This window comes from Pseudomonas sp. KCJK9000, assembly GCF_046230725.1.
Classification (GTDB): Bacteria; Pseudomonadota; Gammaproteobacteria; order Pseudomonadales; family Pseudomonadaceae; genus Aquipseudomonas; species Aquipseudomonas promysalinigenes.
This window is the reverse complement of sequence record NZ_JBJJLN010000014.1, coordinates 64705-91313: the sequence shown is the minus strand read 5'-3', so window position 1 is coordinate 91313 and position 26609 is coordinate 64705. Positions and strand designations below refer to the sequence as shown.

Annotated in this window: 32 protein-coding genes and 2 tRNA genes; 16 read left to right on the top strand and 18 right to left on the bottom strand. The window is 58.5% G+C overall.

Annotated features, from left to right (window positions below):
• The coding region (locus ACK59H_RS09195; RefSeq protein WP_060479895.1) for a TerC family protein at positions 1-752 on the bottom strand (752 nt) is incomplete at its 3' end.
• 27 nt (positions 753-779) lie between these two features.
• On the bottom strand, positions 780-1019 hold the full coding sequence (locus ACK59H_RS09190; RefSeq protein WP_060479896.1) for a hypothetical protein: 240 nt from the start codon (positions 1017-1019) through the stop codon (positions 780-782).
• A 129-nt stretch (positions 1020-1148) separates the two neighbouring features.
• Between ACK59H_RS09190 and nhaR the strand changes: the two genes are divergently transcribed.
• From nhaR to ACK59H_RS09175, 3 genes are all read left to right on the top strand, one after another.
• Positions 1149-2042, top strand: a complete 894-nt coding sequence (nhaR, locus tag ACK59H_RS09185; RefSeq protein WP_060479897.1) for a transcriptional activator NhaR — start codon at positions 1149-1151, stop codon at positions 2040-2042.
• Between the two features lie 74 nt (positions 2043-2116).
• Positions 2117-3328: a serine/threonine transporter SstT gene (gene sstT, locus ACK59H_RS09180; protein WP_409264409.1), complete on the top strand. Its 1212-nt coding sequence runs from the start codon at positions 2117-2119 to the stop codon at positions 3326-3328.
• Positions 3329-3417: 89 nt separating this feature from the next.
• Positions 3418-4065, top strand: coding sequence for a YceH family protein (locus tag ACK59H_RS09175; RefSeq protein ID WP_060479899.1), 648 nt, complete (start codon positions 3418-3420; stop codon positions 4063-4065).
• Between the two features lie 5 nt (positions 4066-4070).
• On the opposite strand, the gene ACK59H_RS09170 is transcribed toward ACK59H_RS09175, so the two are convergent.
• From ACK59H_RS09170 to ACK59H_RS09135, 8 genes are all read right to left on the bottom strand, one after another.
• The gene (locus ACK59H_RS09170; RefSeq protein WP_186478064.1) at positions 4071-4259 is read right to left on the bottom strand and encodes a hypothetical protein; all 189 of its coding nucleotides are present in this window, start codon (positions 4257-4259) and stop codon (positions 4071-4073) included.
• A gap of 66 nt (positions 4260-4325) precedes the next feature.
• Positions 4326-5888, bottom strand: coding sequence for an alkyl hydroperoxide reductase subunit F (gene ahpF / locus ACK59H_RS09165; protein WP_409264408.1), 1563 nt, complete (start codon positions 5886-5888; stop codon positions 4326-4328).
• A gap of 125 nt (positions 5889-6013) precedes the next feature.
• Positions 6014-6577, bottom strand: a complete 564-nt coding sequence (gene ahpC, locus ACK59H_RS09160; protein ID WP_060479900.1) for an alkyl hydroperoxide reductase subunit C — start codon at positions 6575-6577, stop codon at positions 6014-6016.
• A gap of 207 nt (positions 6578-6784) precedes the next feature.
• A complete protein-coding gene (gene gorA, locus ACK59H_RS09155; protein WP_060479901.1) occupies positions 6785-8140 on the bottom strand; it encodes a glutathione-disulfide reductase in 1356 nt (451 codons plus the stop codon).
• 98 nt (positions 8141-8238) lie between these two features.
• Positions 8239-9078, bottom strand: a complete 840-nt coding sequence (gene galU, locus ACK59H_RS09150; RefSeq protein ID WP_060479902.1) for a UTP--glucose-1-phosphate uridylyltransferase GalU — start codon at positions 9076-9078, stop codon at positions 8239-8241.
• A gap of 196 nt (positions 9079-9274) precedes the next feature.
• On the bottom strand, positions 9275-10195 hold the full coding sequence (locus ACK59H_RS09145) for a c-type cytochrome (RefSeq protein ID WP_060479903.1): 921 nt from the start codon (positions 10193-10195) through the stop codon (positions 9275-9277).
• Positions 10192-10842: a c-type cytochrome gene (locus tag ACK59H_RS09140; RefSeq protein WP_060479904.1), complete on the bottom strand. Its 651-nt coding sequence runs from the start codon at positions 10840-10842 to the stop codon at positions 10192-10194. The genes ACK59H_RS09145 and ACK59H_RS09140 overlap by 4 nt, the downstream gene beginning before the upstream one ends.
• Before the next feature lie 145 nt (positions 10843-10987).
• The gene (locus ACK59H_RS09135) at positions 10988-11347 is read right to left on the bottom strand and encodes a hypothetical protein (protein ID WP_060479905.1); all 360 of its coding nucleotides are present in this window, start codon (positions 11345-11347) and stop codon (positions 10988-10990) included.
• 159 nt (positions 11348-11506) lie between these two features.
• On the opposite strand from ACK59H_RS09135, the gene ACK59H_RS09130 reads away from it, so the two are divergent.
• The 8 genes from ACK59H_RS09130 (at position 11507) to csrA (ending at position 17249) form a co-directional block, all read left to right on the top strand.
• Entirely contained in the window at positions 11507-11809 is a 303-nt protein-coding gene (locus ACK59H_RS09130) for a DUF1883 domain-containing protein (RefSeq protein ID WP_060479928.1), read from the top strand.
• Between the two features lie 8 nt (positions 11810-11817).
• A complete protein-coding gene (locus ACK59H_RS09125) occupies positions 11818-11988 on the top strand; it encodes a hypothetical protein (RefSeq protein WP_186478060.1) in 171 nt (56 codons plus the stop codon).
• A 24-nt stretch (positions 11989-12012) separates the two neighbouring features.
• The gene (locus ACK59H_RS09120) at positions 12013-13089 is read left to right on the top strand and encodes an NAD(P)H-dependent flavin oxidoreductase (protein ID WP_409264407.1); all 1077 of its coding nucleotides are present in this window, start codon (positions 12013-12015) and stop codon (positions 13087-13089) included.
• 96 nt (positions 13090-13185) lie between these two features.
• Complete coding sequence (modA, locus tag ACK59H_RS09115; RefSeq protein ID WP_060479907.1) at positions 13186-13944, top strand: molybdate ABC transporter substrate-binding protein; 759 nt, start codon at positions 13186-13188, stop codon at positions 13942-13944.
• Entirely contained in the window at positions 13944-14624 is a 681-nt protein-coding gene (modB, locus tag ACK59H_RS09110; protein ID WP_060479908.1) for a molybdate ABC transporter permease subunit, read from the top strand. Before modA ends, modB begins: the two co-directional genes overlap by 1 nt.
• Before the next feature lies 1 nt (position 14625).
• On the top strand, positions 14626-15717 hold the full coding sequence (gene modC / locus ACK59H_RS09105; protein WP_060479909.1) for a molybdenum ABC transporter ATP-binding protein: 1092 nt from the start codon (positions 14626-14628) through the stop codon (positions 15715-15717).
• A 57-nt stretch (positions 15718-15774) separates the two neighbouring features.
• Positions 15775-16797: a DNA topoisomerase IB gene (locus ACK59H_RS09100; protein ID WP_060479910.1), complete on the top strand. Its 1023-nt coding sequence runs from the start codon at positions 15775-15777 to the stop codon at positions 16795-16797.
• Positions 16798-17051: 254 nt separating this feature from the next.
• Positions 17052-17249, top strand: a complete 198-nt coding sequence (csrA, locus tag ACK59H_RS09095; protein ID WP_060479911.1) for a carbon storage regulator CsrA — start codon at positions 17052-17054, stop codon at positions 17247-17249.
• A gap of 68 nt (positions 17250-17317) precedes the next feature.
• Here the strand turns inward: csrA and ACK59H_RS09090 are convergent, their stop codons facing one another.
• The 4 genes from ACK59H_RS09090 to ACK59H_RS09075 form a co-directional block, all read right to left on the bottom strand.
• The gene (locus tag ACK59H_RS09090; RefSeq protein ID WP_060479912.1) at positions 17318-17671 is read right to left on the bottom strand and encodes a response regulator; all 354 of its coding nucleotides are present in this window, start codon (positions 17669-17671) and stop codon (positions 17318-17320) included.
• Positions 17668-19128 (bottom strand): ATPase domain-containing protein, encoded by a 1461-nt coding sequence (locus ACK59H_RS09085; protein WP_060479913.1) that lies wholly within the window; start codon positions 19126-19128, stop codon positions 17668-17670. The genes ACK59H_RS09090 and ACK59H_RS09085 overlap by 4 nt, the downstream gene beginning before the upstream one ends.
• 5 nt (positions 19129-19133) lie before the next feature.
• Positions 19134-20294 carry a nitrogen regulation protein NR(II) gene (locus ACK59H_RS09080; protein WP_060479914.1) on the bottom strand — a complete coding sequence of 387 codons (1161 nt, stop codon included), beginning with the start codon at positions 20292-20294 and terminating at the stop codon, positions 19134-19136.
• Between the two features lie 324 nt (positions 20295-20618).
• Positions 20619-20990 carry a MerR family transcriptional regulator gene (locus ACK59H_RS09075; protein ID WP_060479915.1) on the bottom strand — a complete coding sequence of 124 codons (372 nt, stop codon included), beginning with the start codon at positions 20988-20990 and terminating at the stop codon, positions 20619-20621.
• A 71-nt stretch (positions 20991-21061) separates the two neighbouring features.
• Between ACK59H_RS09075 and ACK59H_RS09070 the strand changes: the two genes are divergently transcribed.
• From ACK59H_RS09070 to ACK59H_RS09060, 3 genes are all read left to right on the top strand, one after another.
• The gene (locus ACK59H_RS09070; protein ID WP_060479916.1) at positions 21062-22126 is read left to right on the top strand and encodes an SDR family oxidoreductase; all 1065 of its coding nucleotides are present in this window, start codon (positions 21062-21064) and stop codon (positions 22124-22126) included.
• 77 nt (positions 22127-22203) lie between these two features.
• Positions 22204-22288, top strand: a tRNA-Leu gene (locus tag ACK59H_RS09065).
• A 138-nt stretch (positions 22289-22426) separates the two neighbouring features.
• On the top strand, positions 22427-22840 hold the full coding sequence (locus tag ACK59H_RS09060) for a DoxX family protein (protein WP_060479917.1): 414 nt from the start codon (positions 22427-22429) through the stop codon (positions 22838-22840).
• Position 22841: 1 nt separating this feature from the next.
• On the opposite strand, the gene ACK59H_RS09055 is transcribed toward ACK59H_RS09060, so the two are convergent.
• Positions 22842-23030: a hypothetical protein gene (locus ACK59H_RS09055; protein WP_060479918.1), complete on the bottom strand. Its 189-nt coding sequence runs from the start codon at positions 23028-23030 to the stop codon at positions 22842-22844.
• Positions 23031-23490: 460 nt separating this feature from the next.
• On the opposite strand from ACK59H_RS09055, the gene ACK59H_RS09050 reads away from it, so the two are divergent.
• Together ACK59H_RS09050 and ACK59H_RS09045 are read left to right on the top strand one after the other, a co-directional pair.
• Positions 23491-24165 (top strand): polysaccharide lyase family 7 protein, encoded by a 675-nt coding sequence (locus ACK59H_RS09050; RefSeq protein ID WP_060479919.1) that lies wholly within the window; start codon positions 23491-23493, stop codon positions 24163-24165.
• 121 nt (positions 24166-24286) lie between these two features.
• Positions 24287-24607, top strand: coding sequence for a hypothetical protein (locus ACK59H_RS09045; protein ID WP_060479929.1), 321 nt, complete (start codon positions 24287-24289; stop codon positions 24605-24607).
• A gap of 226 nt (positions 24608-24833) precedes the next feature.
• Here the strand turns inward: ACK59H_RS09045 and ACK59H_RS09040 are convergent, their stop codons facing one another.
• The 3 genes from ACK59H_RS09040 to sohB all read right to left on the bottom strand — a co-directional run bounded on the left by ACK59H_RS09040 (position 24834) and on the right by sohB (position 26571).
• Complete coding sequence (locus ACK59H_RS09040; RefSeq protein ID WP_155500304.1) at positions 24834-25103, bottom strand: hypothetical protein; 270 nt, start codon at positions 25101-25103, stop codon at positions 24834-24836.
• A gap of 221 nt (positions 25104-25324) precedes the next feature.
• Positions 25325-25398: transfer RNA gene (locus ACK59H_RS09035), tRNA-Cys, on the bottom strand.
• 153 nt (positions 25399-25551) lie between these two features.
• A complete protein-coding gene (gene sohB / locus ACK59H_RS09030; RefSeq protein WP_060479921.1) occupies positions 25552-26571 on the bottom strand; it encodes a protease SohB in 1020 nt (339 codons plus the stop codon).
• Positions 26572-26609 lie beyond the last annotated feature (38 nt).

Below are 26609 nucleotides of genomic sequence, written 5' to 3'. Positions count from 1 at the left end.
CAGCGTTCAGCTGCGCCGCGCTTCAGGCGTGCTCGGCGAGCCAGGATATTTAGCACCTCGATCGCCGTCGAGAATGCCATCGCCGCATACACGTACCCTTTTGGAACATGAGCGCCAAACCCTTCGGCGATCAGCGTCATGCCAATCATGATCAAAAAGCCCAGCGCCAGCATGACCACGGTAGGGTTGTCATTGATGAAGTTGGCCAGCGGATCAGCAGCCACCATCATCACGATCACCGCGGTGATCACGGCAATGATCATGATGGGCAGATGCTCTGTCATGCCAACGGCGGTGATGATGCTGTCGACCGAGAACACAATGTCCAGCAGCAAGATCTGGAAGATAGCCGCAGCGAAGCCCAAGGTCACTGTCGACGAAACCTTGGCTTCTTCCTTGGCGCCGTGTGGGTCGACGTTCTCGTGAATTTCTTTCGTGGCTTTCCACAGCAGGAACAGGCCGCCAGCGATCAGAATCATGTCCTTCCAGGAGAAGGCATTGCCGAATACTTCGAACACAGGGTCGGTCAACTGCACGATCCAGGCTACTGTGCTGAGCAGCGCCAAGCGCATGATCAAAGCCATGCTGATACCGATACGCCGTGCTTTGGAGCGGTACTCCACTGGCAGCTTATTGGTGAGGATCGAGATGAAGATCAGGTTGTCGATGCCCAGGACGACTTCCATGGCCACCAAGGTAGCCAAAGCGATCCAGGCGGTAGGGCTTGCAGCGAGTTCCAGCAGATATTCCATTTTCTAATCCTGCAGCGGCGGTTGGGGTCAAATTTCTTGGGAAGAGGTGTTTGGCTTGCCGCTTTCGGGCTTCTGGCCCTCACTGCCAATGGCATCGCTCAAGGTTTGCTGGGCGGCTTTGTGGGTGTCGTCTATCGCTTGTTTAGCCGACTGCGCCGCCTGGTCAAGCAATTGCTGGGCCGACTTCTCAGCCTGGTCGCAGCCGGCAAGGGCCACCAGCGCCAGAGCTAGTACCAAGGGAGTGCCAATGGATTTGAAATGCAGCATGGTGTCCTCACTTCGTAATACCGACGGCGCCAAGCGCCTGATCAGAGGCATTCTAAAGACGCTTAAACCTCAGGAAAATTCGTATTTTCGGGGTGTATACTTCGTTTTTTCCGAATCCAGATTTGCCCCATGCTCAATTATCGCCAGCTGCATTACTTCTGGGTGGTGGCCAAGACCGGCAGCATCGCCCGGGCCAGTACCCAATTGAACCTGACGCCACAAACCATCAGCGGGCAGATCACCCTGCTCGAACAGAACTACGGGCTCGATCTTTTCCAGCGCGTAGGCCGGCAGTTGGAGCTGACTGAGACCGGTCGTCAGGCGCTGGTCTACGCCGAGCAGATGTTCCAGCTTGGCGGCGAGCTGGAGGCCATTCTCAGGGCCGGCCCACAAGAACAGATTCTGTTCAGGGTGGGGGTGGCGGATGTGGTGCCTAAATCCATCGTCTACCGCTTGCTGGCACCGACCATGGCATTGGAGGAGGTCCTGCGCATCAATTGCCGGGAAGACAAACTGGAACGGCTACTGGCGGACCTTGCGATCCAGCGCCTGGACCTGGTGATCTCCGACAGCCCAATGCCCAGCCACCTGGATATCAAAGGCTACAGTCAGAAGCTGGGCGAATGCGGCCTGAGCTTCTTCGCCACGCCCGCCTTGGCCAGGCAACATGCTGGCCCCTTCCCTGCCTGCCTGCACGATGCCCCATTGCTGATTCCTGGGCCTGAAACCGTGGTGCGCAGCCGCCTGCTGCGCTGGCTCGGGGATCAGCAGGTCCAACCTAGGATCATCGGTGAATTCGACGACAGTGCGTTGATGCAGGCCTTTGGGCAGTCTGGTAGCGGGGTGTTCGTTGCACCCAGCGTGATAGCCGATGAAGTGTGCCGCCAATATGGTGTGGAGCTGATTGGCCAGACCGAGGCAGTGCAAGAATCGTTTTATGCCATTTCGGTGGAGCGCAAGGTCAAGCACCCAGGTATCGTGGCGATCACCGAGGGCGCACGACGGGAGTTATTCCACTGGTAGCGGCGGGCCGTCGAAAAGCACCGGGTTGATTATGCTAGAGTCGCGCCCTTACAAGACTAGAGACGCTGCTACACATGACGCCTGTTTTCCACTTCCTCGACCGCACCAGCCTGGTCACCCAGATCATTATCGGCCTGGTGGCCGGTATCGCACTGGCCCTGCTAGCGCCTTCTATAGCCCTTGACGTGGGTTTTCTTGGCAAACTTTTCGTCAGCGCGCTGAAGGCCGTTGCGCCTGTACTGGTGTTCATCTTGGTGATGGCGTCGATCGCCAACCACCGTCACGGCCAGGAAACCCATATCCGCCCCATCCTCTGGCTCTACCTGCTGGGCACCTTCGCTGCCGCGGCCGTGGCAGTGGTCGCCAGCATGCTGTTCCCTTCGCCATTGGCGCTCAATGCCGCAGGGGCGGACCTCAGTGCACCGGGGGGCATCGGCGAGGTGCTGCAAAACCTGCTGCTCAGTGCGGTGGACAACCCGATCAAGGCGCTGCTCAACGCCAATTTCATAGGCGTGCTGACCTGGGCCATCGGCCTTGGAGTCGCTCTGCGCCATGCTGGCCAGAATACCCGAACCGTGGTCGAGGACCTGTCCAACGGCGTCACGCTGATCGTACGCGTGGTCATTCGCTTCGCTCCCCTTGGCATCTTCGGCCTGGTCAGCTCGACGCTGGCCGAGTCAGGCTTGAGCGCCCTGCTTGGCTATCTGCACCTGCTGGCGGTACTGATCGGCTGCATGCTCTTCGTGGCATTGGTGATGAACCCGCTTATCGTGTTCTGGAAGATCCGCCGTAATCCTTACCCACTGACGTTGATGTGCTTGCGCGAAAGCGGCATCACTGCATTCTTCACCCGCAGTTCGGCGGCCAACATACCCGTCAACCTGGCGCTGTCGGAGCGCCTGGGCCTGCACGAAGATACCTATTCGGTATCCATACCGCTGGGCGCAACCATCAATATGGCGGGCGCGGCGATCACCATCACCGTGCTGACCTTGGCGGCAGTACACACGCTTGGCATTGCGGTTGACTTGCCGACGGCCGTGCTGCTGAGCGTGGTGGCCGCGATCTGCGCCTGCGGTGCTTCAGGCGTTGCGGGGGGGTCGCTGCTGTTGATTCCGCTGGCATGCAGCCTGTTCGGCATTCCCAGTGAAATCGCCATGCAGGTGGTGGCCGTAGGTTTCATCATCGGCGTGCTACAGGATTCGGCCGAAACGGCGCTCAATTCCTCCACCGATGTATTGTTCACAGCAGCGGCCTGCCTGGCCAACGAGCGCAGCAGCGCTTGAGCATGGGGGCCCTTTCAAGCGGCCCCTGATTGCCTTGCACCGCAGCATTACCTACGCTAGTGGCCTTCCCCCAGCAATGAGACAGGGCCATGTCAGAACATCAACCCGCAGGCGAAGGCCGCTTGAGTAACATTGAGGTCCGCATTCTCGGTGCGCTGATCGAAAAGCAGGCTACCAGCCCGGAAAGCTACCCACTGACCCTCAACGCCCTGGTCCTGGCCTGCAACCAGAAGACCAGCCGGGAACCGGTGATGAACCTGTCCCAGGGCCAGGTCGGCCAGGCGCTGCGCGCCCTGGAAGGCCAGGGCATGGCCCGCCTGCAGATGGGCAGCCGTGCTGACCGCTGGGAGCATCGGGTGGACAAGGCGCTGGAGCTGGTGCCAGCTCAACTGGTGCTGATGGGGCTGATGTTCCTGCGAGGGCCACAAACGCTCAACGAACTGCTAACACGAAGCAGCCGTCTGCATGACTTCGATGACACCGAGCAGATCCAGCATCAGCTTGAACGCCTGATTTCACGAAACCTGGCGCTGCACCTGCCACGCCAGGCAGGGCAACGGGAAGACCGCTACACCCATGCCTTGGGTGACCCGGCAGAGATCGAGGCAATTCTGGCCGCGCGACAAGTGGAAGGCAGCGGTCGCAGCAGCGGCGCCGGTGTATCGGAGGAACGTATCGAAGCGCTTGAAGCGCGCATTGCTGCGCTGGAGGCACGACTGGCCGAATTGGAGGGTTGAGCCTGCTACTGTTCCGGGTCTGGAAAGTTACGGCAGCTTTTGCGCTCGGCCAACTCCTGTTCGCTAGGGCGTTGATCGACGAATACGGTACGCCCGTCGGCGTAAATCTCGAGGTAACCCCAGTGCAGATCCTGTTCGACCTGCCCAGGCTTGGGCGGGACTAGCCACCAGGGTTCGCGGCTGATCAGAGTCATGGTAAAGCTCCTGAAGGTGTCCTGTTCAAGCATAGACACCTTCAGGTTTGCTTTGCTTTCAATGGCTCAAGCGGGTGCGGAAGTGCGAATCAGGTGGTCGAACGCCGCAAGCGAGGCTTTGGCGCCCTCGCCCACCGCGATGACGATCTGCTTGTACGGCACAGTGGTGACGTCCCCTGCAGCGAACACCCCTGGGACACTGGTCTGGCCCCTGGCGTCGACGATGATCTCGCCACGTGGCGACAGCTCGACGGTACCTTTGAGCCAATCGGTGTTCGGCAGCAGCCCAATTTGCACGAAGATGCCTTCGAGTGCCAAATCATGCACCTGATCGGTGGTGCGATCCTTGTAACGCAAGCCGCTGACCTTTTCGCCGTCACCCACCACCTCGGTGGTCAACGCGCTAGTGATCACCTCGACATTCGCCAAGCTGTGCAGCTTACGTTGCAATACCGCGTCGGCACGCAACTGGCCGTCGAATTCGATCAGCGTCACATGGGCGACGATACCGGCCAGGTCGATGGCCGCTTCCACGCCGGAGTTGCCGCCGCCAATCACAGCCACACGTTTGCCTTTGAACAACGGGCCGTCGCAGTGCGGGCAGTAAGCCACGCCACGGGCACGGTATTGCTGCTCACCGGGCACATTCATTTCACGCCAGCGAGCGCCAGTTGCAAGAATCACAGTCTTGGCTTTGAGGGAAGCGCCGCTTGCCAGGCGCACTTCATGCAGACCGCCTGCAGCACCGGGTATCAGCGCCTCACCGCGCTGCAGGTTCATGATGTCAACGTCATACTGCTTGACGTGCTCTTCCAGCGCCATGGCAAGCTTGGGCCCTTCGGTTTCCTGCACCGAAATGAAGTTCTCGATCGCCATTGTGTCCAGTACCTGCCCGCCGAAACGCTCGGCAGCGACACCTGTGCGGATGCCTTTACGGGCGGCGTAGATAGCCGCGGCAGCCCCGGCAGGCCCGCCACCGACCACCAGCACGTCAAATGCATCCTTGGCGTTGATTTTCTCGGCCTGACGGCTGCCTGCCTGGGTGTCGATCTTGCCAAGAATCTCTTCAAGGCCCATGCGGCCCTGGCCGAAGACTTCACCGTTGAGGTAGACGCTTGGCACCGCCATGACTTTGCGTGCCTCGACTTCATCCTGGAACAGCGCACCATCGATGGCCACATGGCGTACATTGGGGTTGAGCACCGCCATCAGGTTCAGGGCCTGGACCACATCCGGGCAATTCTGGCACGACAGCGAGAAGTAGGTTTCAAAGTTGAACTCACCGTCGAGCGCCTGAATCTGCTCGATGATTTCGGCGCTGGCCTTGGAGGGGTGGCCGCCTACTTGCAGCAGCGCCAGCACCAGCGAGGTGAACTCATGGCCCATGGGGATGCCGGCAAAGCGCAGGCTGATATCGCCCCCTGGACGGTTCAACGAGAACGAAGGGCGACGCGCATCGCTTCCATCCGCGCTGAGAGTGATAAGGTTCGACAGACTGGCGATTTCCACCAGCAGGTCATGCAGTTCGCGGGATTTCGCGCCGTCGTCGAGGGAGGCAACAATCTCGATCGGCTGGGTGACCCGCTCCAGGTAGGTTTTCAGTTGCGATTTAAGCGTGGCGTCCAACATACGGGCGATTCCTTTTTCAAAACTCGGATACAAAAACGCCCAGGCGAGTTCGCCCGGGCGCTTTTACGGGGCGGTGAGTACTTCAGCTTTGGCGGCTGATCACCGCCCGCGGCAGGCTCATCGGTTTAGATCTTGCCGACCAGGTCCAGGGATGGGGCGAGGGTCGCTTCACCTTCTTTCCACTTGGCCGGGCATACTTCACCTGGGTGAGCGGCAACATACTGGGCAGCTTTGACTTTGCGCAGCAGTTCAGTTGCGTCGCGGCCAACACCGCCATCGTTCAGTTCGACGATTTTGATCTGGCCTTCAGGGTTGATCACGAAAGTACCGCGATCGGCCAAGCCGGCTTCTTCGATCAGCACGTCGAAGTTGCGCGAAATCACGTGGGTCGGGTCACCGATCAGTGGATACTGAATCTTGCCGATGGTGTCCGAGGTATCGTGCCAGGCTTTGTGGGTGAAGTGGGTGTCAGTCGACACGCCGTAGATTTCCACGCCCAGCTTCTGGAATTCGGCATAGTTGTCGGCAAGGTCACCCAGCTCGGTGGGGCAAACGAAGGTGAAGTCGGCTGGGTAGAAGAACACCACAGACCACTTGCCTTTCAGATCGGCTTCGCTGACCTGAACGAACTCGCCTTTGTGGTAGGCAGTGGCGTTGAACGGTTTGACTTGGCTGTTGATGATTGGCATGAGAGACACTCCTTCATGGGGTTGGAATCAGTTGATGGATAGAATCCTACCGGCTGACTCCCATAAAGGCTCATTGGCAAAGCTCATGCTTGTGATTGGTTTTGGCTATAACGGCTAACTATTAATAGAAGGGAATCGGCTGAGCAAAGGATTGCGCACCTGCACCATAGCCCCATCGACGGCAATCCGCCGATGGGGCTTATAGCATCAGCGGCTTGCCGTGCGCATGGTGACGAACTCTTCCGCAGCCGTCGGATGTACGCCAATGGTTTCGTCGAACTGCATTTTGGTCGCGCCAGCCTTAAGGGCAATGCCCAGGCCCTGGATGATCTCGCCGGCATCCGGCCCGACCATGTGGCAGCCCAACACCTTATCGGTATCGGCGTCGACCACGAGCTTCATCAAGGTTTTTTCCTGAATGTCGGTCAAGGTCAACTTCATGGCGCGGAAGCGGCTTTCGAAGATCTGTACCTTGTGCCCGGCTTCCAGTGCCTGCTCTTCGCTCAGGCCAACGGTGCCGATCGGCGGCTGGCTGAACACGGCAGTCGGTATGTTCTGGTAATCCACTGGCCGGTATTGCTCAGGTTTGAATAGCCGCCTCGCCACGGCCATACCTTCGGCCAAGGCTACCGGCGTCAGCTGCACACGGCCAATCACATCGCCAATGGCAAGGATTGACGGCGCAGTGGTCTGGTACTGTTCGTCAACGCGAATGAAGCCACGCTCGTCCAGTTCGACACCGGTGTTTTCCAAGCCCAGGTTGTCGAGCATGGGGCGCCTGCCGGTGGCGTAGAACACGCAATCGGCATGCAGCTCACGGCCGTCCTTGAGGGTGGCTTTGAGCGTGCCGTCATCAAGCTTGTCGATGCGCTGGATGTCAGCATTGAACTGTAGGTTCAAACCGCGCTTTTCCAACTCTTCTTTGAGGTGGGTACGTACCGAGCCATCGAATCCGCGCAAGAACAGGTCACCGCGGTACAGCAGCGTAGTGTCAGCACCCAGGCCCTGGAAAATACCGGCGAACTCGACGGCAATATAGCCGCCGCCGACCACCAGCACGCGTCGCGGCAATTGCTTGAGGTAGAACGCCTCGTTGGAGGTGATGGCCAGTTCCTTGCCCGGTATGTCAGGCACTTGAGGCCAGCCGCCAGTGGCAATCAGGATGTGCTCAGTACTGTAGCGCTGGCCGTCGACCTCCACTTCATGGGCGCCGGTGATGCGTGCATGGCCCTGAAGCAGGGTGACACCGCTGTTGACCAGCAGGTTGCGGTAGATACCGTTGAGGCGCTCGATTTCGCGGTTCTTGTTGGCGATCAGTTTGCCCCAGTCGAAGTGCCCCTCCTCCAGGGTCCAGCCGTAGCCAGCTGCCTGCTCCAGCTCATCAGCGACGTGGGCGCCGTACACCAGCAGTTTCTTGGGCACGCAACCTACGTTAACGCAGGTGCCACCCAGATAGCGGCTCTCGGCCACCGCCACCTTTGCGCCAAAACCAGCAGCGAAACGCGCCGCACGCACACCGCCGGAACCGGCGCCAATCACGAACAGATCAAAATCGTAGGCCATGTATTCAGTCTCCTTGGCTGGCGCTCAGCATAACGCCGAAGGCCGCCGCAAACAAAAAAGCCATCCCGAAGGATGGCTCTGGTCCAAGCAAGGGCGAATCAGTACGCCTTGCCAGCCTTGTAGAAGTGTTCGAAGCAGAAGTTGGTCGCCTCGATGTAGCCTTCGGCGCCACCGCAGTCGAAGCGGCGGCCTTTGAATTTGTAAGCGATCACATTGCCTTCGGCAGCTTGCTTCATCAGCGCGTCGGTGATCTGGATCTCGCCACCCTTACCAGGCTCGGTTTGCTCGATCTTTTCGAAGATGTCCGGGGTCAGGATGTAGCGACCAATGATCGCCAGGTTCGACGGGGCATCTTCAGGCTTCGGCTTCTCGACCATGGAGTCAACACGGAAGATGCCGTCTTTGATTTCCTCACCCGCGATGACGCCGTACTTGTTAGTTTCCTGCGGGTCGACTTCCTGAATGGCGACGATGGAGCAGCGGTACTTCTTGTACAGTGCAACCATCTGGGCCAGCACGCCTTCGCCTTCGAGGTTGACACACAGGTCGTCAGCCAGCACTACCGCGAACGGCTCGTCACCGATCAGCGGGCGGCCGGTCAGGATGGCGTGGCCCAGGCCTTTCATTTCGGTCTGGCGCGTATAGGAGAACGAACACTCGTCAAGCAGGCGACGGATACCGACCAGGTATTTTTCCTTGTCGGTGCCCTTGATCTGGTTTTCCAGCTCATAGCTGATGTCGAAATGGTCTTCCAGGGCACGCTTGCCGCGCCCGGTGACGATGGAGACCTCGTTCAGACCGGCATCCAATGCTTCTTCAACGCCATACTGGATCAGTGGCTTGTTGACCACCGGCAGCATTTCCTTGGGCATGGCTTTGGTGGCAGGCAGGAAGCGCGTGCCGTAGCCGGCTGCCGGGAACAAGCATTTCTTGATCATAAACATCCTTAAACAAAGGCGAGGCCTGTGGAATTCGGCGCAGTCTAATCAGGCGGCATGCAGCTTACAATGCCCTGCCTGTGACGACTGCTGCCAATATACGAGACAACTGAGTGTAGATAGTTCCAGAATAATCGTGAACATCTCGTCAACCGGCCCTTTCAGGTGTGGCTGATGGGGCCGGCGACGCAGCACTTCAGTTGCCGCTACCCTGCCCGATCAGCACCCCCTCGACCTTCTGGCCATACAGGTTGATACCGTCATTGGCGTGGAATTTCAACCTTGTCTTCTCGACCGAGCCTTCCACCAGGCGCGGGTCCTGTGGCCGCTCGTGGCGGTTGACCCAGGCAGCCACGTCCCAGGCCTGCTGATCGCTCAGGCTACCTGCCTTGCCAAGCGGCATGTTGTGCTTGATGAACGATGCAGCGGTATTGATTCGGTGCATGCCGGCGCCCCAGTTGTACGAGTCCTTGCCCCAGAGCGGTGGCATCACGTATTCGCCGGCCACCTTCTGCCCTTCACCGTTGTCACCATGACAGATGGCGCATTGTTCGCGGTACACCTGCTGGCCGCGCGCAAAGTCGTAGCCACCTTTAGGTTGCGGCACCTCAGGGTAGCCGCGCCCGGCGATCTCCACTCCCGTCGGCGCCTTGGTCGATAGCCAGTAGGCATACACAGACAGGGCTGTCATCTGTGGGCTATCGGCAGCAGGAGGTTTGCCATTCATACTGAACTGGAAGCAGCCCTGAATACGTTCGGCGAAGGTATTGACCTTGTCATTTTTCTTTCGGTAAGCCGGATACATCGGGTAGGCACCCCACAACGGTGCCGAATGCGCCAGCCGGCCCTGGTCCAGATGGCAATTGCTGCAGTTCATGCCGTTACCAACAGCCTCAGGCATCAGTCTGCGGGTGTCGACGAACAGCGCGTGCCCTTCGCGGACCATCTTGCCGAAGGCATTGTCCGGAATATCGTTTTCGCTAGGTGGGGCGAATTGAGGTGTCGCCTGGCTACCTGGAACGTTCAGTTGCGACTGGTCGTCCATGGCGATGGGCGCCTGAGTGGCTGATGCCGTACCCGTGGCCAGCAATAGCAATGTTGGCAAGAGCATTCTCATGGCTTGGCCTCCTGGCTGGCGGGTTGAGCGAAGTACTCGGCAACGGCCTTCACTTCGGCGTCAGTCATGGCCTTGGCCACGCCTACCATCAACTGATTGGGGTCGTTGCTGCGGCTGCCATCGCGCCACGCGTTGAGCTGAGCCATGAGGTAAGCGGCGGGCTGACCTGCCAGGGGCGGAAAATGCTCACCAACTCCGCTGCCACCCGGGCCGTGGCACTGAACGCAGCCTGGGATCTGACGGCTCCAGTCACCGTAGAGGGCCAAGCGCTCGGTAGGATTACTGGCTATCTGTTGGCGGCGCCCATCCAGCGCGGGCAGACTTGGAAGGCCCGCCAGGTAGCGGCTGACCGCTTCGATCTCATCTTCGCTCAGGGCCTTGGCCAATGGCGCCATGACCGGCTGTTGGCGGCTGCCGCTGCGCCAGTCTCGCAGTTGTTTGCTCAGGTAAGCGGCCGGTAGGCCCGCCAGACGGGGAAAACCTGCTGCGGCTACCCCGTTACCGTCGGGGCCATGGCAACCCAGGCAGGCCATGGCGAGGGGATTGGCCCCGCCTTGGGTAAAGACTTTCTGGCCATCGGCGGCGTGCGCCGCCGGCCAGGCCAGGATCAGCAGGCTGCCGATCAGGACGTGCCTTAACGGTGTCATCACGAATCTCCATTTCTTTTGTTATAAGCTTAGGCTTAAAAAACATAAGCAAATGGATACTAGCCCTGCCAGGTTATCCGCAACAACGCCCAAGCCGACAAAGGGCTGGCAATATGCCTGCTAACCGCGCACCCGTTGCGCTAGATCAACTACCTGAGATGCATTCGGTAGCTGCCTTACGCACATCGCCAGAGCGCAGCGGGAAGTTGCTCAGACGCTCATGCAGCTTGATGCTGCTGCCATTGGCGCGCTTGCTGATGTCCAGTAAGGCCGCAGGGCCACTGCCTGGAGTGAACTTCTGCGGGACAATCAGGCGCACGCCGTCACCCTTGGGTTCCTCGACCAGGGGATCACGGCTGTTTGCCAAATGCTCTTTCACACAATCGGCATACTCCTGGGGTGCCTTGCCCGACATGACATCCAGGGTTTCGTGAGACTGCTCGAGTTCAGAAACGCTGGCACAACCTCCCAAGGTCAGCAGTACTGCTGCCACCATCCACTTCATTTGCCGCACCTCGACTAACAAGAGTGCGTACGACAACAGCCAGGCAGTTTTGCTCCCCGCTTTGGCCGTTTTATCTGCCAGACACCACCAGGCGCCGCCGTGGCAACCGACATCGTGTTATCGTTCGCCTTTGCAGAACCCATTTTTGCGGAGCACCCAATGAAATTCGTACACCAGCGCGAGCATCTCAACGAGGACGATATCGTCGTCATCGAGTGCTCCCAGCGCTGCAACATTCGCCTGATGAACGACGCCAATTTCCGCAGCTTCAAGAACGGCGGCCGGCACACCTACCACGGTGGTCATTTCGAGCGCTTTCCCGCCAAGATCACTGTACCCAGCACAGGTTTCTGGAATATCACCATCGATACCGTGACAAGCCGGCCGATCTCGGTCACGCGCAAACCGAACCTGACTCACAAGATCAAGATCATCCGCCGCTCGTCATCGAAACTCGGATAAGGCACGCCATGACCCAGAACATCAAATACGTCATCAAGTACAAACTCGACGGCCAACGCCGTTGGGACTTTGCGGTGATGGCAGACGCTTCCCACGAACAGGCCATGCAAGCCTTGCGCAAGATCCACGGCGATGACGCCGAGAAGATCAGCGACATCCAGGTGAGCAAAGCGTTGTAAGGCAGCAGCCACAAGGAGAAGCGCATGAGCAACTGGCCCGACCGGCGTATCCTCGATTTGCTGAACATCCAGCTGCCCATTCTCCAAGCGCCAATGGCCGGAGCCAGCGGTTCGGCCCTGGCCATTGCAGTGGCTAAGGCAGGAGGCCTTGGCGCCCTGCCCTGCGCCATGCTCACTGGCGAGCAAGTGCGTGAGGAAATCGAAACCTTCCGCTCGGCGTGCCCTGGCCTTGCGCTGAACCTGAACTTCTTCTGTCACCTGCCTCCAGTACCCGACAGCGCCCAACAGGCTCGCTGGAAGCAGGCACTTGAAAGGTACTATGCCGAAGTCGGCGCCGACTTCTCGGCCCCGACGCCAGTTTCCAACCGGGCGCCATTCGATGAACAGAGCTGTGTGCTGGTCGAGCAGATGCGCCCTGAGGTGGTGAGCTTTCATTTCGGCCTGCCCGAAGCTTCCTTTGTGCAACGGGTGAAGGCCAGCGGGGCCAAGGTGTTATCAAGCGCCACCACGGTCGAAGAAGCGCTGTGGCTCGAAGCCAATGGCTGCGATGCGATCATTGCCATGGGTAACGAAGCGGGCGGGCATCGCGGCATGTTCTTCAGCGAGGACATCAACAGCCAGATAGGCACCTTTGCCCTGGTGCCTCAGGTGGCCGATGCGGTTCGCCTGCCGGTGATCGCGGCCGGAGGCATCGGTCACCATCGTGGACTGGTTGCAGCACTGGCACTGGGTGCCAGCGCAGTGCAGATCGGCACCGCCTACCTGTTCTGCCCGCAAGCCAAGGTCTCCCCTGCCCACCGCCAGGCGCTGGATACTGCGTCGGCCAGTGATACGGCGTTGACCAACCTGTTCACCGGGCGACCGGCACGGGGCATCAATAACCGCATCATGCGGGAGCTGGGGCCGATGAGTGAATTGGCTCCGCGCTTCCCGCTCGCGGGCGGCGCCTTGTTGCCGTTGCGGGCAATAACCGAGGCCCAGGGCAACAGCGATTTCAGCAATCTTTGGGCAGGCCAGGCGCTGCGCCTTGGCCGGCACTTGCCGGCCGAGCAACTGACCCGAGAAATCGCCGCCAAAGCCCTGGAGCAGATAGCGCTATAAAGTTTTGATCTGACCGCCCTGCCAGGCCCTTTCCGATTCTTGGTTTATCGCTATATATTAAACATCATAACGATAACCCTCTAAGGAACTCTCTACATGCGCATTCGCCTTCTGCCCTTGGCCGCCACCACCCTGGCCAGCCTGATCCACCTCAATAGCGCGTGTGCTGAAGAGGTACAGGTCGCGGTCGCTGCTAACTTCACCGCGCCTATACAGGCCATCGCCAAGGACTTCGAAAAGGACACCGGCCACAAACTGGTCGCAGCCTACGGCGCCACCGGGCAGTTCTACGCGCAGATCAAGAACGGTGCGCCGTTTGAGGTATTTCTCGCAGCTGACGACAGCACGCCGATGAAGCTGGAAGCTGAGAAAGAGATCGTTCCTGGCTCGCGGTTCACCTACGCCATCGGCACCCTGGCGTTATGGTCGGCAAAGCCCGGCTACGTCGATGCAGCAGGTGATGTGCTGAAAAAGAATGCATTCCAGCATTTGTCGATCGCCAACCCGAAAACTGCGCCCTATGGGCTGGCAGCGACTCAAGTACTGGACAAACTGAAACTGACCGAGGCCACCAAAGGCAAAATCGTCGAAGGCCAGAACATCACCCAGGCGTTCCAGTTCGTGTCCACTGGTAACGCCGAGCTGGGCTTTGTCGCCTTGTCGCAAATCTACAAAGACGGCAAGGTACAAAGTGGCTCGGCCTGGATAGTACCGGCCAGCATGCATGAGCCGATCCGTCAGGATGCAGTGATCCTCAACAAAGGCAAGGAAAACCCGGCGGCAAAAGCCCTGGTGGACTACCTCAGAGGCCCGAAGGCCGCTGCGCTGATCAAGTCGTACGGCTATGAAATCTGATGCCCCTGGATGCCAGTGACTTTGGTGCGATCTGGCTGACGATCAAGCTAGCCAGCTTGACCACGTTGATCCTACTGATCGTCGGCACGCCCATCGCTTGGTGGCTGGCCCGCACGCGTTCATGGCTGCGCGGGCCAGTGGGCGCAGTGGTGGCGTTGCCTTTGGTGTTACCTCCAACAGTGATCGGCTTTTATCTGCTGATCGCCTTGGGGCCCCATGGCTGGCTGGGCCAGGCTACCCAGGCATTGGGGCTGGGTACCGTGGTGTTCAGCTTTACCGGCCTTGTGATCGGCTCGACCGTTTACTCCATGCCCTTCGTAGTGCAGCCGCTGCAGAACGCTTTCAGCGCCATTGGTCAGCGCCCCTTGGAAGTGGCTGCCACCCTGCGAGCCAGCCCTTGGGACACGTTCGTACACGTTGTGCTGCCATTGGCACGCCCGGGTTTTGTCACCGCCAGCATTCTCGGTTTCGCCCACACGGTGGGGGAATTCGGGGTGGTGTTGATGATCGGCGGCAACATCCCAGACAAGACGCGGGTGGTTTCAGTGCAGATCTTCGACCATGTCGAGGGCATGGCCTATTCACAAGCCCACTGGCTAGCCGGCGCCATGCTGATTTTCTCATTCCTGGTGCTGCTCTTGCTGTATGCCGGGCGCCGCGCCAAAACAGGCTGGGCTTAAAATGAGCGGATCGATAGTGGCGCGACTGAAGCTGGCGCGCGACGACTTCACCCTGGATATCGACCTCAACCTCCCTGGCCGAGGCATCAGTGCTTTGTTCGGCCACTCCGGCTCAGGCAAAACCTCGTGCCTACGCTGCCTGGCCGGGCTGGAGCGGGCTGCCAGCGCCTATATCGAGGTCAATGGAGTCATCTGGGAAGATAGCGCCCACGGCCATTTTCTGGCGCCGCATCTACGGCCGGTGGGCTACGTATTCCAGGAGCCCAGCCTGTTCCCCCACTTGTCGGTGCGCAGCAATCTGCAATTCGGCTGGCGGCGCATCGCTCAAGCGGCGCGTAAGGTCAGCCTTGACCAGGCCTGCCAATTGTTGGGCATCGGCCACTTGCTCGACCGCAAACCGACTACGTTGTCTGGCGGTGAGGCACAACGGGTGGGCATCGCCCGCGCACTGCTCTGCAGCCCACAACTGTTGCTGATGGATGAACCGTTGGCCGCACTGGACGGGCCTCGCAAAAGAGAGATCTTGCCGTATCTGGAACGGCTGCATGACGAACTTGATATCCCTTTGGTGTATGTCAGTCATGCCCAGGACGAGGTGGCTCGGCTGGCCGACCACCTGGTACTACTGGAACAAGGCCAGGCGATCGCCAGCGGGCCGATCAGCGAAACGTTGGCTCGCCTTGACCTGCCCCTGGCCCAGGACGAGGACGCCGGGGTCGTGTTAACAGGGACGGTCGTCGGCCACGACGCGCACTACGGGCTGCTGGACCTGCGCCTGTCCGCACATGATGGACCCGTGTTGCGAATCGCCCACCCGGCGCACAGCATCGGCAGCCCAGTACGGGTGAAAGTCCAAGCGCGAGATGTAAGCCTGGCGCTGCGCGCCGACGATACTTCAAGCATTCTCAACCGCCTGCCGGTGCAGGTCTGCCTGGCACGCCCGTCGAGCAACCCGGCCCATATGCTGGTTAGCCTGGATGCTGGCGGCAACGCTTTGCTGGCGCGGATCACCCGCTTCTCCGCCGACCAGCTTGGACTGCACCCCGGTCAGACGCTCTACGCGCAGATCAAGTCGGTGGCATTACTGGGGTGAGCATCATTGATGCCGCCGTTGTCCATTGATCAGGAACCCTACCGAGGCCTGATGCCAATGCTCGACTGCCCTCTGCCTCCAAGTCTGCACTACGTCGAAGACAGCCAGCCGGGCCTTACTCGGCGCCGCTGGCGTGACCGCTTCATCTACCTCGATGCTGACGGGCAACGGGTGAAGGACAAACCGACCCTTGCACGCATCGCCGCGCTAGTGATCCCACCGGCCTACACCGACGTCTGGATCTGCAGCGACCCACAAGGCCATCTGCAGGCCACCGGGCGCGATGCACGCGGCCGCAAACAGTATCGCTACCACGCCCAATGGCGGGAACTGCGAGATCAGCACAAATACGGTCGGATGCTGGCCTTTGCCCAAGCCCTGCCCAAACTGCGCGCGCAGTTGGAAATTCACTTAGCGCGCCCTGGCCTGGATCGTGAAAAAGTCATGGCACTGGTCGTGAGCTTGCTGGACCACACGTTGATCCGCATCGGCAACCAACGCTACCTGCGCGACAACAAGTCCTACGGCCTGACAACCCTGCGCAATCGCCATGTCCAGGTGCAAGGCAGTACGATCCGTTTCCAGTTTCGTGGCAAGCGAGGGGTCGAGCACAACGTCACGCTGCAAGACAGGCGCCTGGCCAATCTGCTCAAGCGCTGCATGGAGCTGCCAGGGCAAGCGCTGTTTCAGTACCTGGATGACGATGGGCAACGGCACAGTATTGGTTCAAGCGAGGTCAATCAGTTTTTGCAGGAGCTGACCGGTGCCGACTTCACCGCCAAGGACTATCGAACCTGGGCGGGCAGCAGCCTGGCACTTAGCCTGTTGCGGCCTCTGGCCTGGGAGCCGGACAGCGAAGCCAAACGCCAGGTCGCCACCATCGTCAAGCAAGTGGCGGCAAGGCTGGGCAACACACCGGCAGTGTGCAGGCGCTGCTATATTCACCCCGCCGTGCTTGAGCATTACGCTTTAGGACGCTTGGCAGACTTGCCGAGCCGGCGTGTACGCAAAGGGCTCGATGCCGAAGAGGTGGCACTGTTGCTGTTTCTTCAGGCTCTGGAAACCAAAACGGATGATTGAGACGAACTATCTGCCCGATCAGGCAGAGAAATTTCCAATAAATGTCGATCCCCCCTATTCTTGCCAGCGAGCACCTTCGCCGACGCGCTTGACCGCCGATATCTGGGCACCTGTGACTGAAGACACGCAACAGAATTTGTCTTTCGGGGAATTACTAAGCGCCGAAAGCGTCTTTAATGAGAAGGAAGAGGGACGAGCTCCCACCGTCGCAACCCAATGGTTCGCCGGATTTCTATATCACCAAGGAGAACTACATGCTGATACTCACCCGTAAGGTTGGCGAGAGCATCGTCATTAATGATGACATCAAAGTCACCATTCTGGGCGTTAAAGGGATGCAGGTGAGGATTGGCATCGACGCACCGAAAGATGTTCAGGTGCACCGTGAAGAAATCTTCAAACGTATCCAGGCCGGTAGCCCGGCTCCAGAGAAGCACGACGACCAGCAGTGACCACAAAGCCTCGGTTCAAGCCGCACGGACGCGCTTGATCGCAGGGTAGAGGCTCACGCAGCCTGTTATCAGTCGCCTAGCAGTTCATGTACCTTGGCGATCATCTTGTCCATGTCGAAGGGCTTGTCGAAAACTGCAGCAAACAGTTCGGGGCGCCCTTGACTGGCCTGAGCGCCACTCATCAAGATTACCGGCAGGTGGGGCAAGGCCAGCTCATCACGAATAGCCCGCACCAGCTCCTCACCATTGAGCACAGGCATCATGTAGTCGGTGATCACCAGCTCAACACGCTTTGCCTTTAGAGCCTCCAGCGCTTTGCGACCGTTGCTGGCCTTTTCCACCAGAAAGCCCTCGTCCTCCAGGGCAAACCCAAGAATATCGGCGATCAGGTATTCGTCATCGACAATCAGTATGGTGTTCATCGCCCGGCTTGATCAGCCCCTCCTTGCGCAACAGGGGTACCCGAGAGCACACCGCAGGCGCCCTCGAACGCCTTGTGCAGGCTGATACCCTGGGGCCCGAAGTGCATCGCATGCAGCGCAGGGTCGTGATGACTGTCGCGTACTTTCAGGATCGACAGCATACGTCGCAATTGCGAATCCATTTCGACGAAGCGCATCAACATTAGATTGTCGACGATGCTTGATAGGTCCGGCGCAGGGGCTGTGATTTCCGAGCCGAAGATATCGCGCATCTCCCATGTGAGCATCACGCTCACGTCGCGCGCCCGCAACTCGCCCATCAAGGCCCGAAAGAATGCATTGAGCCGCGCCGGTTCAGTGGCCAGCCGGCTGAAAGCACCCAGGCTGTCGATCAACACGCGCTTGCTACCTGTACGCTCCACCATCTCCAGCAAGCGCGCACCTACCTGATCCAGCAGGCCCTCGGTGGTTGGTTGCCAGCACAAGTGCAAAGCCCCCTGGCGCTCTAGCTCTGCGAAGTCGTAGCCTATCGAGGCCGCCTTCAACCGCAACCTGGCAGGCGTCTCGTAAAAGCCGAAATGCAAGGCCGGTTGTGCCGCGCTGCCGGCGGCCAGAAACGCAAGCCCCATGGAGGTCTTGCCGATTCCGGAGGGGCCCATCAACAGGCTGACCGAACCCAGTGTCATGCCACCGCCCAACATCTCATCCAAAGTTTCGACACCCGTGGATATACGGCTCAGGGAGGCCGACCCAAGTTGACTGGGCTGGCTGTAAAGCGCTTCCAGACGCGGGTACACGTGCACCCCACACTCGTCGATCAGGCACTCGTGGCGACCGGACAAAGCCCCGCTGCCCCGCGTCTTGCGCAATTGCACATGACGTATCGAGCGGCTGCCGACCAACTGCTCACCCAACTCGATCACGCCGTCGACCATGGTGTGCTCGGGGCTATTGTCATCCAGTCGCGCGCTGGTCAGCAGCAGCACCGTACAACCGGCGAACGCTGCATGCCCTTGAAGCTCGGAGACAAACTTTTTAGTGTCCAACGTGGTTTCGGCCCGCACTCGGGCATTGAGCACTCCATCGACGATCAACAGGCTCGCCTGCTGTTTGCCGATTTCCTGGCGCAGCAGTTTGACCACCTCATCCAGCCCCTCCTGTTCCAGGGTGTCGAAGGCACTGACGAACTGGATCTGATCGCCGACCAAGGCCGGGTCGAAAAATGACAAGGTAGCCAGGTACTGGAACAACCGCTCGTGGGACTCGCTGAGCAGCGTGGCTACCAGGACCTTGCCACCATCGCGCACATGAGCGCAGGCCAACTGGTTGGCCATGATGGTTTTGCCCGCCCCAGGCGGGCCTTGAACGATGTAGGAAGCGCCCGCGACCAACCCACCTTTGAGCAGCGCATCGAGCCCCTGAATCCCCGTGACCAGCCGTTTGAGTGCCTGCACCATGTTGGCTACCTGTCTTCTTGCGCCCGGGGACCGGGCTGATAGGCCGGCAGATACAGGCGCATGCACGTACCCTGGCCAGATTGAGTGTGGACGCTGATCGCGCCATTGCTCTGTTTGGCAAAGCCGTAAACCTGGCTGAGGCCGAGCCCCGTACCTTTGCCAAAAGGCTTGGTGGTGAAGAAAGGCTCGAAGATACGTGGCAACACCTCAGGTTCGATACCTTCGCCGCTGTCACGCACCTCAAAGCACACGAACCTGCCCTGCAACCCATCCACCTCACCTGCCAGGTCGACGCGGTGGACAGCCAATTCGATCACGCCCCGCTCGCCTACCGCGTCGCGCGCGTTGAACAACAGATTCAGCAGCACCATCTGCAGCTGGCCGGCATCGACCTCAATCAACGGCAGATCGCAGTCCAAACGCTCGTGCAACACGATTTCGCGTGGTAACGCGTGCTCGACCAGACCACGAGTGGATGCCAGAACCTCAAGGGGGGCGAGCAGCGTGACCTCCAGTTGTCGATGGCGAGCGAAGCTCAGCAATTGCTGAGTCAATTCAGTGCCACGCTGCCCGGCTTGTAGAATATGCTCGATCATGCGCTGGACGCGGACGGGGTCCGGGCTGGCCTTGGCCATGCGCGCCGAACTGATGATGATGGTCAGCAGGTTGTTGAAGTCGTGTGCCAGCCCGCCGGTGAGCTGGCCCAACGCCTCGAGCTTTTGCACCTCGAACAACTGGGCGCGCACGGCATCGAGTTGCAGGGCTGCTTCGCGTCGGTCAGTGATATCTCGAGTGACTTTGGCAAGGCCGACGATTTGCCCCTGCTCGTCACGGATCACATCCATGGCCGCCAACGCCCAGAACTGCGTGCCGTCCTTGCGTACACGCCAGCCTTCGTCCTGTGTTCTGCCCTGTTCAAGCGCCTGTTTGAGCAAGCGTTGCGGGCGCTCATCGGCGCAGTCCTGCGGCGTGAAGAACAGTGAGAAGTGCTGACCTATGACCTCATCGGCATCGTAGCCCTTGATCCGCTGGGCACCTGCGTTCCACGACACCACTCGGCCATCGGGGTCTAGCATGTAGATGGCATAGTCGACTACGGACTGCACAAGCTGCTCATAGCGGCTAGCAGGCATGGCAGGGTGATCGACACATTCAGCTGAAAGCATGCAGCCTCCACGGGCGCAGCGCTAAGGATCTGGTTAGCTTAACCAAGCACACCTAGGGAAGACAGCGCTGGTTGTATCGGCTCATCAACGGTCTGATTCAACCAGCACTGCGCTCGTTGACTGCATAGACTCGGATGCAACCAGACAGCCCAAATATCAATGCAGCCAAAACTGCGTCATGGCTGGATGCTCAGGAGCTAAGCGGGGTCTGCTCTCATTAAGCATAGGTGGCAGCGTCTGAACTGATATAACAAGGCGTTATACCTTGGCGCATCACTCAGATCCAGCAGTCGTGGGCAAAACCTGCAGCAAGCCTAGTGACACTCAGCTGATCAATAAGCCATTGGCGATGGCACTGGCTTGAAGATTGATGCGCTCCGCTTCCAAGATGGCATAGGTGGCATTCAGTGCAGCAATCTTCGCCTCGATCTCGGCCATCTTGCGGCTCACCAATGCAGCTCCTTGCGCGCAGTCGATTGTTTTGCCCCGCTTTGCCGCGAGGATTGCACCGATTTCTGCCAGCGAAAAGCCACCAGCCTGCGCACTCTGAATGAATGCCAGGTCGCTTACCGCCTGATCACTGTACCTTCGGTAATTGTTGGCCTGTCGATGGGCCACAATCAACCCGAGTTGCTCGTAATAGCGCAAAGCATGACGCCCGACGCCACTGCGTCGCTCCAGTTCACCTATGTTCATATCAAATGCCTTGACTGTAGAGCACGCTCGACACCTTAGCCTGCGCCAATCATACAAACAAGGAGTCAGGCATGGGCGTTGAATGCTTCGTTGCAGGCGGTACCGGGTTCGTTGGGCAGCATCTACTTGCAGGTCTGACCGCCAGGGGGCACAAAGCCTGGGTGTTGATGCGCCGCCCGGAAGCTATTGAACAGCTCAAGGAACAGGTTCATCGGCTGGGCGGTGACCCTGCGCTTATCGGTGCGGTGCACGGTGATATCAGCCAGGAGGGGCTGGGGCTGCATTCAGCAGACCGGTTGAGGGTTTCCTCAGCCTCAATCGTTTTCAACCTCGCTGCCCAATTTTCCTGGGGACTGACCCTGGAGCGCGCTCGCGCGATCAATGTGCAAGGCGCCCTCAACGTTGCCAGGCTTGCGGCTGACATGCGCAGTCGCTTGATAATGGTGGGTGGTTTCATGCTACAAAATTTTGAGCACCTTGCCGCTATCGGGGTCGATACTCAACGCCCCGAAAATACCGACTGGCCGGCGGTGTACGACCGGGTGGGCGGCTACGAGGCCAGCAAGATCGAGTCGCACTTCACAGTTATCAATTTTATGAAGCAACGGTGTGCCGATTACACGATCGTTCACCCCGCTACGGTCTGCGGACACAGCTGCAGCGGCCACATCACCCGTGGGCAACCACTTGCCGACCTGGTTCGCAACCTTGCTCAGGGAAGATTCAAGGCTATCCCAGGCTCGCGCAGGCACTGGCTGCCGTTGGTGAGCGTGGATTATCTGGTTGACATGATGATTGCCGTAGCCGTTGACCACACCATGGTCAATCGGGAGGTATTGGCGCTTTATGAACACACCCCCAACTTGCAGGGGATGCTCGAACGGATAGCACAGGTCCTGGGAGTCAAAGCGCCACAACATCATGTACCGATAACACTGCTCAAGTGGCTTTTAGCGTTGCCAGGCGTGGCAGCCCGCCTGACTCTCAGCGCAGAGTCGCTGAACTTCATTCAGACTCAGCGCTTCGACATGACGATCAGCAGGCAATTGGAGAGCAAGTATCAACTGAGCCATCCTGATATGAGCCAAGCGCTTGAACGGACGGTGCGCTACGTCAAAAGTCATCTGAGCGATTAAGGCCGCCGCAACGATTGCAGCTATCTAAATCGTTGATTTATGCAAGTTTTTCAGGTCTAATCCACGGCATCCGTCGTGCCTCGATGGTGAAATTGGTAGACACATCGCACTTAAAATGCGCCGCCTAACGGCGTCCCGGTTCGAGTCCGGGTCGAGGCACCATCCTAGACAGCAGGCAAGAACCCAGCCGCTGATCCCTGAATTCGTCGAAAAGGCGCCCTCGCGGCGCCTTTTTGCTTTCCGGCAGTTTTTAGCGCAACTGCTAAAGTGGAACTTGTCTCTATTTTTCGGTACGCAACCATGCGCTATTCACTGTTGGCCGGCCAACGCGACTTGTTTCTATTGCTTGCTCGCGTGCTATTGATGGTGCTTTTCGTAGTCTCAGGCTGGGCCAAGCTCACGGGCTTCGACGGCACTGTAGCCTACATGACCTCGCTGGGCGCACCCGCTCCCATGGTGGCGGCAGCGGTCGCGGTGGTGATGGAGTTCATCGTGGGAATTTTGCTGATACTGGGTTTCTATACCCGTCCGTTGGCATTGCTGTTCGTGCTGTTCGTGCTGGGCACCGCACTGATTGGCCACCCCTTCTGGAACATGGTCGACCCAGAGCGCGCCGCCAACATGACGCAATTTCTGAAAAACCTTAGTATCTGTGGCGGCCTGCTGGCCTTGGCAGCCAGCGGCCCCGGGCGCTTCTCGATCGACGGGCGCTGATTCAGTCGTCCAAATCATCATGCCATGCTGGGTGGTCATACTCATCGTCGTCGAGGTCATCCAGCAAATCGCCCTCGATCTCGTCCTCGGCGCCTTGAGCATCCGCTTCTAGTTCGAACTCTTCATCAAGGAATTCTTGATCGAGCAGGTGATCATGCTCAGGCTCGTGCAAGTCGTTTTCGTCGCGCATGATGGCTCCTGGTCGTGTGGCATGCCTGTATAGGCTTATAGCCGCTGAAGGTCAATGCATCGCGGTTAATGATGAGTTAACCGCCCCCCCTCAGTATTCAATCGCTCCCTTCAGAACGTTTATCGCCCGCCTTGCTGCGGGCTTTTTTTGGATGAGTAACGCCGCACGCCCAGCACACGTTAAATTCACGATTCAATGACAAGTGCTGAGGCAATCTGATTGTGCTCCGTACGTTCTTTAGGCCCGCCTCTGTTTGGCGGGTTTTCTTTTTTGGAACTGTGAACCCGCGCACATGCTGTATTGGTGCGGGGTATTGAAAGAGCATGATCTCGATGTACTGTACATAAATACAGTATCACCAATCTTCTCGCTGACGTTCAAACAATCCGAAGGGAAGCGAATCGATGCTTGAGGCCTGGCAGGAGTCTGCCAAGCCAATCATTTATCGGCAGGAGGGATCATGACCGTAAATATCAGCAATCTAACGATTGCTACGCCGCTGGCAGTCTCCCCCACCAACCCCGTTGCCTTGGAAATTAACGGTGCAGAAGCTATCGAACGTTTTCCACGTGTAGTGAAAATGCTCGAGGACGGGTCGATCCAGCTGTGGGCTCCAACCAAAGGCGCGTCCAGCAAGAGTACCCACAGAACCCGTTGCGAATGGTCCGAGACACAGAATTGGACAATCGGTAGCGCGCCTGAGCATTGGAGCCGACAGACCATGTCGCTGACCAAGGTCAACTCGGCGCAAAAGGTGGTAGTCAGCCAGATGCACGTGCGTGGAGATGACAGCCCTCCACTGAAGGTGTTCTGGAACAAAGGCAACATCACATTTGGCTTCAGACAGACTTACGACCAAACCAACCCTGTCAACAGCACCCTCCTACAGGGCGTGCCACTGGGGGCGGTGTTCGACGTTATCATCCACGCCGCCGCTACAGGCGAGGTCAAGGTGACTGCCAGATGCAACGGCACGTCCAGATCGTCGAGCGGCTTACAGCTCGACCACACGTGGGCCAATCACCTATTGGAATTTCATGGCGGAATCTACAACCAAATCGACTATTCCGAGACGACTCCCGCCGAGGATGGATCGGTTTGTATCATCAGCGCTTTGTCGCTGAGCCATGGTTGAATACCGAGCCGTCCTCTGCCACCGCGGCTAGCGCAGGCTTTTGGTCATTGATCCGATAACTAACCCAAACCACAAAGGTCAGCTAAAGTTTAAGTGGTACAAGCACCGTGGGGTGACGATCATGTTGAAACAAGAAGCGGATGAGGTGATCGAGCGTATTCGGGAAGATCTGAAAAGGCATGGGGTGGTGATCGGTTTCGACCCAGTGCTAACACAGCAGGGGTTTGGGTGCGATCTAGACTACCTTGAGCCTCAAGTCAGCGAGGATCCAGAGAAGCGCGTCCTGTGCATCGTCATACATGATGAAGGATTGTGGTCTCAACTCAAGCAGGGCTCCGTTCATCGATGTGTCGTTAGTGAATGCAACGGTAAGATCTTTGGTGTGCCCGTCATCATTGAACCCCAGCCGGATGACTCATACACGATCCAGTACCGGTCCTGAAACTTCAATGCCAACCTGCCTGAGGGCAGGTTGCTCGGGCCAGGGAAAATCAATCAAGTGCCCCCCGCAGGTAGCGACCAGCCGGGGGCAAACTTTATGAATCACATTGAAGTTGCAAGAAGGGTTCGTTTTAAAAGCGTTGAAAATCCTAAGGGGGCGTTGAGCACTCTCCTCCTCGCGCTGTATTGATACTAGATGTCCAGCTCTCAAGACTTTTCACGAAACCCTAACGCATGCCGTATCGACTGGGCGGTTTTTTAGGTGAACTTCGGCTTGCAGGTCCGGCGTCAGGTGGGTCGATGGCGCGCCTGCGTTGCATCTCGGCATATTCGATCCAGTGAGCAAAAGCCTCGCGGTGACGACGGCAAGTTTCGTCCCAATCGATATGCTCCATCTGCTCGTAAGCGATCTGCTTCATGGTATCTGCCGCCAGATCACTCAATGCTTTGAGAGCTTGGTACGCCTGATATTGGCGCTCATGTTTATCATGACTCATGAGAAGTGATCCCCAAGCTATTGATAGTCAGTCCTATCAAACCGACCCTAAGCAGCGGGATGAAGGTTCCAGAATTGCGTTAAAAACCGATGAGCGACACCAACATTCATCGCAACAAACAAAATGCTCAATCATCATTTGATGCAGATGCGGCTTAGACCTGGTTTTTTGAGCACAAAAGAAAAACCCCGCAGACGTTAATCTGCGGGGCTTTCGAATGGTGGAGGCCGAGGTCGGAATCGAACCGGCGTAGACGGATTTGCAATCCGGAGCATAACCACTTTGCTACTCGGCCTCAAAGTTCGGAGCTAGCTGCTTGCGCTTTGCTATCTCCTTGAAACACCGCGTCTTTTCAGAGCTTGCTGCGTTTCGATGGGCGCCATTATGTCTACATTCCTGCAACCTTGCAACCCCCTGAACAGAAAAAAATTTCAGCGGGTTCAAGGTGTTAGCGCAAGCGGCTGAGCTTGCTCCACAGCCCCACCAAAGCGTTCTCGATGCTGCCGCTGGCAGCCATGCCTATTCGCTCTTGCAAGCTCTTGCGCTCGGCGTAATGCAGGTGGAACAGATTGGCCGTGCGAGCGCGGTCACTGAGGTACTCGTCACTGGTCTGCAACTCATCGACCAGCTTGCGATTGAGTGCAGCAACACCCAGCCAGACCTCCCCCGTCGCCACTTCGTCGATATGCAGCTGCGGACGATAGCGGGCTACGAAGTCCTTGAACAGCTGGTGAGTGACGTCGAGGTCTTCCTGGAACTTCTCCCGGCCCTTCTCGGTGTTCTCGCCAAACACAGTGAGGGTGCGCTTGTACTCGCCAGCTGTCAGCACTTCGAAATCGATGTCGTGCTTCTTCAGCAGGCGGTTGACATTGGGCAACTGCGCCACCACGCCGATCGAACCCAAAACGGCGAAGGGGGCACTGACGATCTTCTCGCCGATGCAGGCCATCATGTATCCACCGCTGGCCGCGACTTTGTCGATGCACACTGTGAGCGGAATGCCGGCTTGACGGATGCGCGCCAGCTGCGAGGCTGCCAGGCCGTAACTGTGAACCAGGCCGCCCCCACTTTCGAGGCGCAGCACCACTTCATCATGCGGAGTGGCCAGAGTAAGCAGTGCGGTGATTTCGTTACGCAGGCTTTCGGTGGCCGAAGCCTTGATGTCGCCATCGAAGTCGAGCACGAACACTCGGCCCTTCTCTTGGCCCTTGCCTTTGTGCTGCTTTTTTTCCGCCTTGGCCTGCTGCTTGCGCAGCGCCTTGAGCTGGGCTTTGTCTAGCAAGCCGCTTTCCAGGCGCTCGCGCAGCTCTTTGTAGAATTCGTTGAGGCGGGTGACCTGTAGCTGTCCACCCGCCTTGCGCCGCCCCTTGCCGCGCAAACCAGCGACAGCAGAGAGCACCACCAGGATAGCGATCACCAGCGTGGCGGTTTTGGCGAGGAAGCTTGCGTATTCAGCAAGAAACTCCACATTGACTCCTTATGAACCTGCGCCAGATTGGCGCGAAA

What these genes read in the sequence shown, in the direction of transcription:
- ahpC (WP_060479900.1), bottom strand. Translation starts at nt 6,577, where the DNA reads ATGCCAATCATCAACAGCCAAGTCAAACCGTTCAACGCCACTGCCTAC.
- gorA (WP_060479901.1), bottom strand. Translation starts at nt 8,140, where the DNA reads ATGGCCTACGATTTTGATCTGTTCGTGATTGGCGCCGGTTCCGGCGGT.
- ACK59H_RS09145 (WP_060479903.1), bottom strand. Translation starts at nt 10,195, where the DNA reads ATGAGAATGCTCTTGCCAACATTGCTATTGCTGGCCACGGGTACGGCA.
- ACK59H_RS09070 (WP_060479916.1), top strand. Translation starts at nt 21,062, where the DNA reads ATGGGCGTTGAATGCTTCGTTGCAGGCGGTACCGGGTTCGTTGGGCAG.
- ACK59H_RS09190 (WP_060479896.1), bottom strand. Translation starts at nt 1,019, where the DNA reads ATGCTGCATTTCAAATCCATTGGCACTCCCTTGGTACTAGCTCTGGCG.
- csrA (WP_060479911.1), top strand. Translation starts at nt 17,052, where the DNA reads ATGCTGATACTCACCCGTAAGGTTGGCGAGAGCATCGTCATTAATGAT.
- ACK59H_RS09075 (WP_060479915.1), bottom strand. Translation starts at nt 20,990, where the DNA reads ATGAACATAGGTGAACTGGAGCGACGCAGTGGCGTCGGGCGTCATGCT.
- modB (WP_060479908.1), top strand. Translation starts at nt 13,944, where the DNA reads ATGCCCCTGGATGCCAGTGACTTTGGTGCGATCTGGCTGACGATCAAG.
- ahpF (WP_409264408.1), bottom strand. Translation starts at nt 5,888, where the DNA reads ATGTTGGACGCCACGCTTAAATCGCAACTGAAAACCTACCTGGAGCGG.
- ACK59H_RS09055 (WP_060479918.1), bottom strand. Translation starts at nt 23,030, where the DNA reads ATGCGCGACGAAAACGACTTGCACGAGCCTGAGCATGATCACCTGCTC.
- ACK59H_RS09140 (WP_060479904.1), bottom strand. Translation starts at nt 10,842, where the DNA reads ATGACACCGTTAAGGCACGTCCTGATCGGCAGCCTGCTGATCCTGGCC.
- ACK59H_RS09175 (WP_060479899.1), top strand. Translation starts at nt 3,418, where the DNA reads ATGTCAGAACATCAACCCGCAGGCGAAGGCCGCTTGAGTAACATTGAG.
- modC (WP_060479909.1), top strand. Translation starts at nt 14,626, where the DNA reads ATGAGCGGATCGATAGTGGCGCGACTGAAGCTGGCGCGCGACGACTTC.
- ACK59H_RS09135 (WP_060479905.1), bottom strand. Translation starts at nt 11,347, where the DNA reads ATGAAGTGGATGGTGGCAGCAGTACTGCTGACCTTGGGAGGTTGTGCC.
- ACK59H_RS09080 (WP_060479914.1), bottom strand. Translation starts at nt 20,294, where the DNA reads ATGCTTTCAGCTGAATGTGTCGATCACCCTGCCATGCCTGCTAGCCGC.
- ACK59H_RS09100 (WP_060479910.1), top strand. Translation starts at nt 15,775, where the DNA reads ATGCTCGACTGCCCTCTGCCTCCAAGTCTGCACTACGTCGAAGACAGC.
- ACK59H_RS09045 (WP_060479929.1), top strand. Translation starts at nt 24,287, where the DNA reads ATGTTGAAACAAGAAGCGGATGAGGTGATCGAGCGTATTCGGGAAGAT.
- ACK59H_RS09170 (WP_186478064.1), bottom strand. Translation starts at nt 4,259, where the DNA reads ATGACTCTGATCAGCCGCGAACCCTGGTGGCTAGTCCCGCCCAAGCCT.
- ACK59H_RS09090 (WP_060479912.1), bottom strand. Translation starts at nt 17,671, where the DNA reads ATGAACACCATACTGATTGTCGATGACGAATACCTGATCGCCGATATT.
- ACK59H_RS09050 (WP_060479919.1), top strand. Translation starts at nt 23,491, where the DNA reads ATGACCGTAAATATCAGCAATCTAACGATTGCTACGCCGCTGGCAGTC.
- ACK59H_RS09085 (WP_060479913.1), bottom strand. Translation starts at nt 19,128, where the DNA reads ATGGTGCAGGCACTCAAACGGCTGGTCACGGGGATTCAGGGGCTCGAT.
- modA (WP_060479907.1), top strand. Translation starts at nt 13,186, where the DNA reads ATGCGCATTCGCCTTCTGCCCTTGGCCGCCACCACCCTGGCCAGCCTG.
- nhaR (WP_060479897.1), top strand. Translation starts at nt 1,149, where the DNA reads ATGCTCAATTATCGCCAGCTGCATTACTTCTGGGTGGTGGCCAAGACC.
- ACK59H_RS09125 (WP_186478060.1), top strand. Translation starts at nt 11,818, where the DNA reads ATGACCCAGAACATCAAATACGTCATCAAGTACAAACTCGACGGCCAA.
- ACK59H_RS09130 (WP_060479928.1), top strand. Translation starts at nt 11,507, where the DNA reads ATGAAATTCGTACACCAGCGCGAGCATCTCAACGAGGACGATATCGTC.
- ACK59H_RS09120 (WP_409264407.1), top strand. Translation starts at nt 12,013, where the DNA reads ATGAGCAACTGGCCCGACCGGCGTATCCTCGATTTGCTGAACATCCAG.
- galU (WP_060479902.1), bottom strand. Translation starts at nt 9,078, where the DNA reads ATGATCAAGAAATGCTTGTTCCCGGCAGCCGGCTACGGCACGCGCTTC.
- ACK59H_RS09060 (WP_060479917.1), top strand. Translation starts at nt 22,427, where the DNA reads ATGCGCTATTCACTGTTGGCCGGCCAACGCGACTTGTTTCTATTGCTT.
- ACK59H_RS09040 (WP_155500304.1), bottom strand. Translation starts at nt 25,103, where the DNA reads ATGAGTCATGATAAACATGAGCGCCAATATCAGGCGTACCAAGCTCTC.
- sstT (WP_409264409.1), top strand. Translation starts at nt 2,117, where the DNA reads ATGACGCCTGTTTTCCACTTCCTCGACCGCACCAGCCTGGTCACCCAG.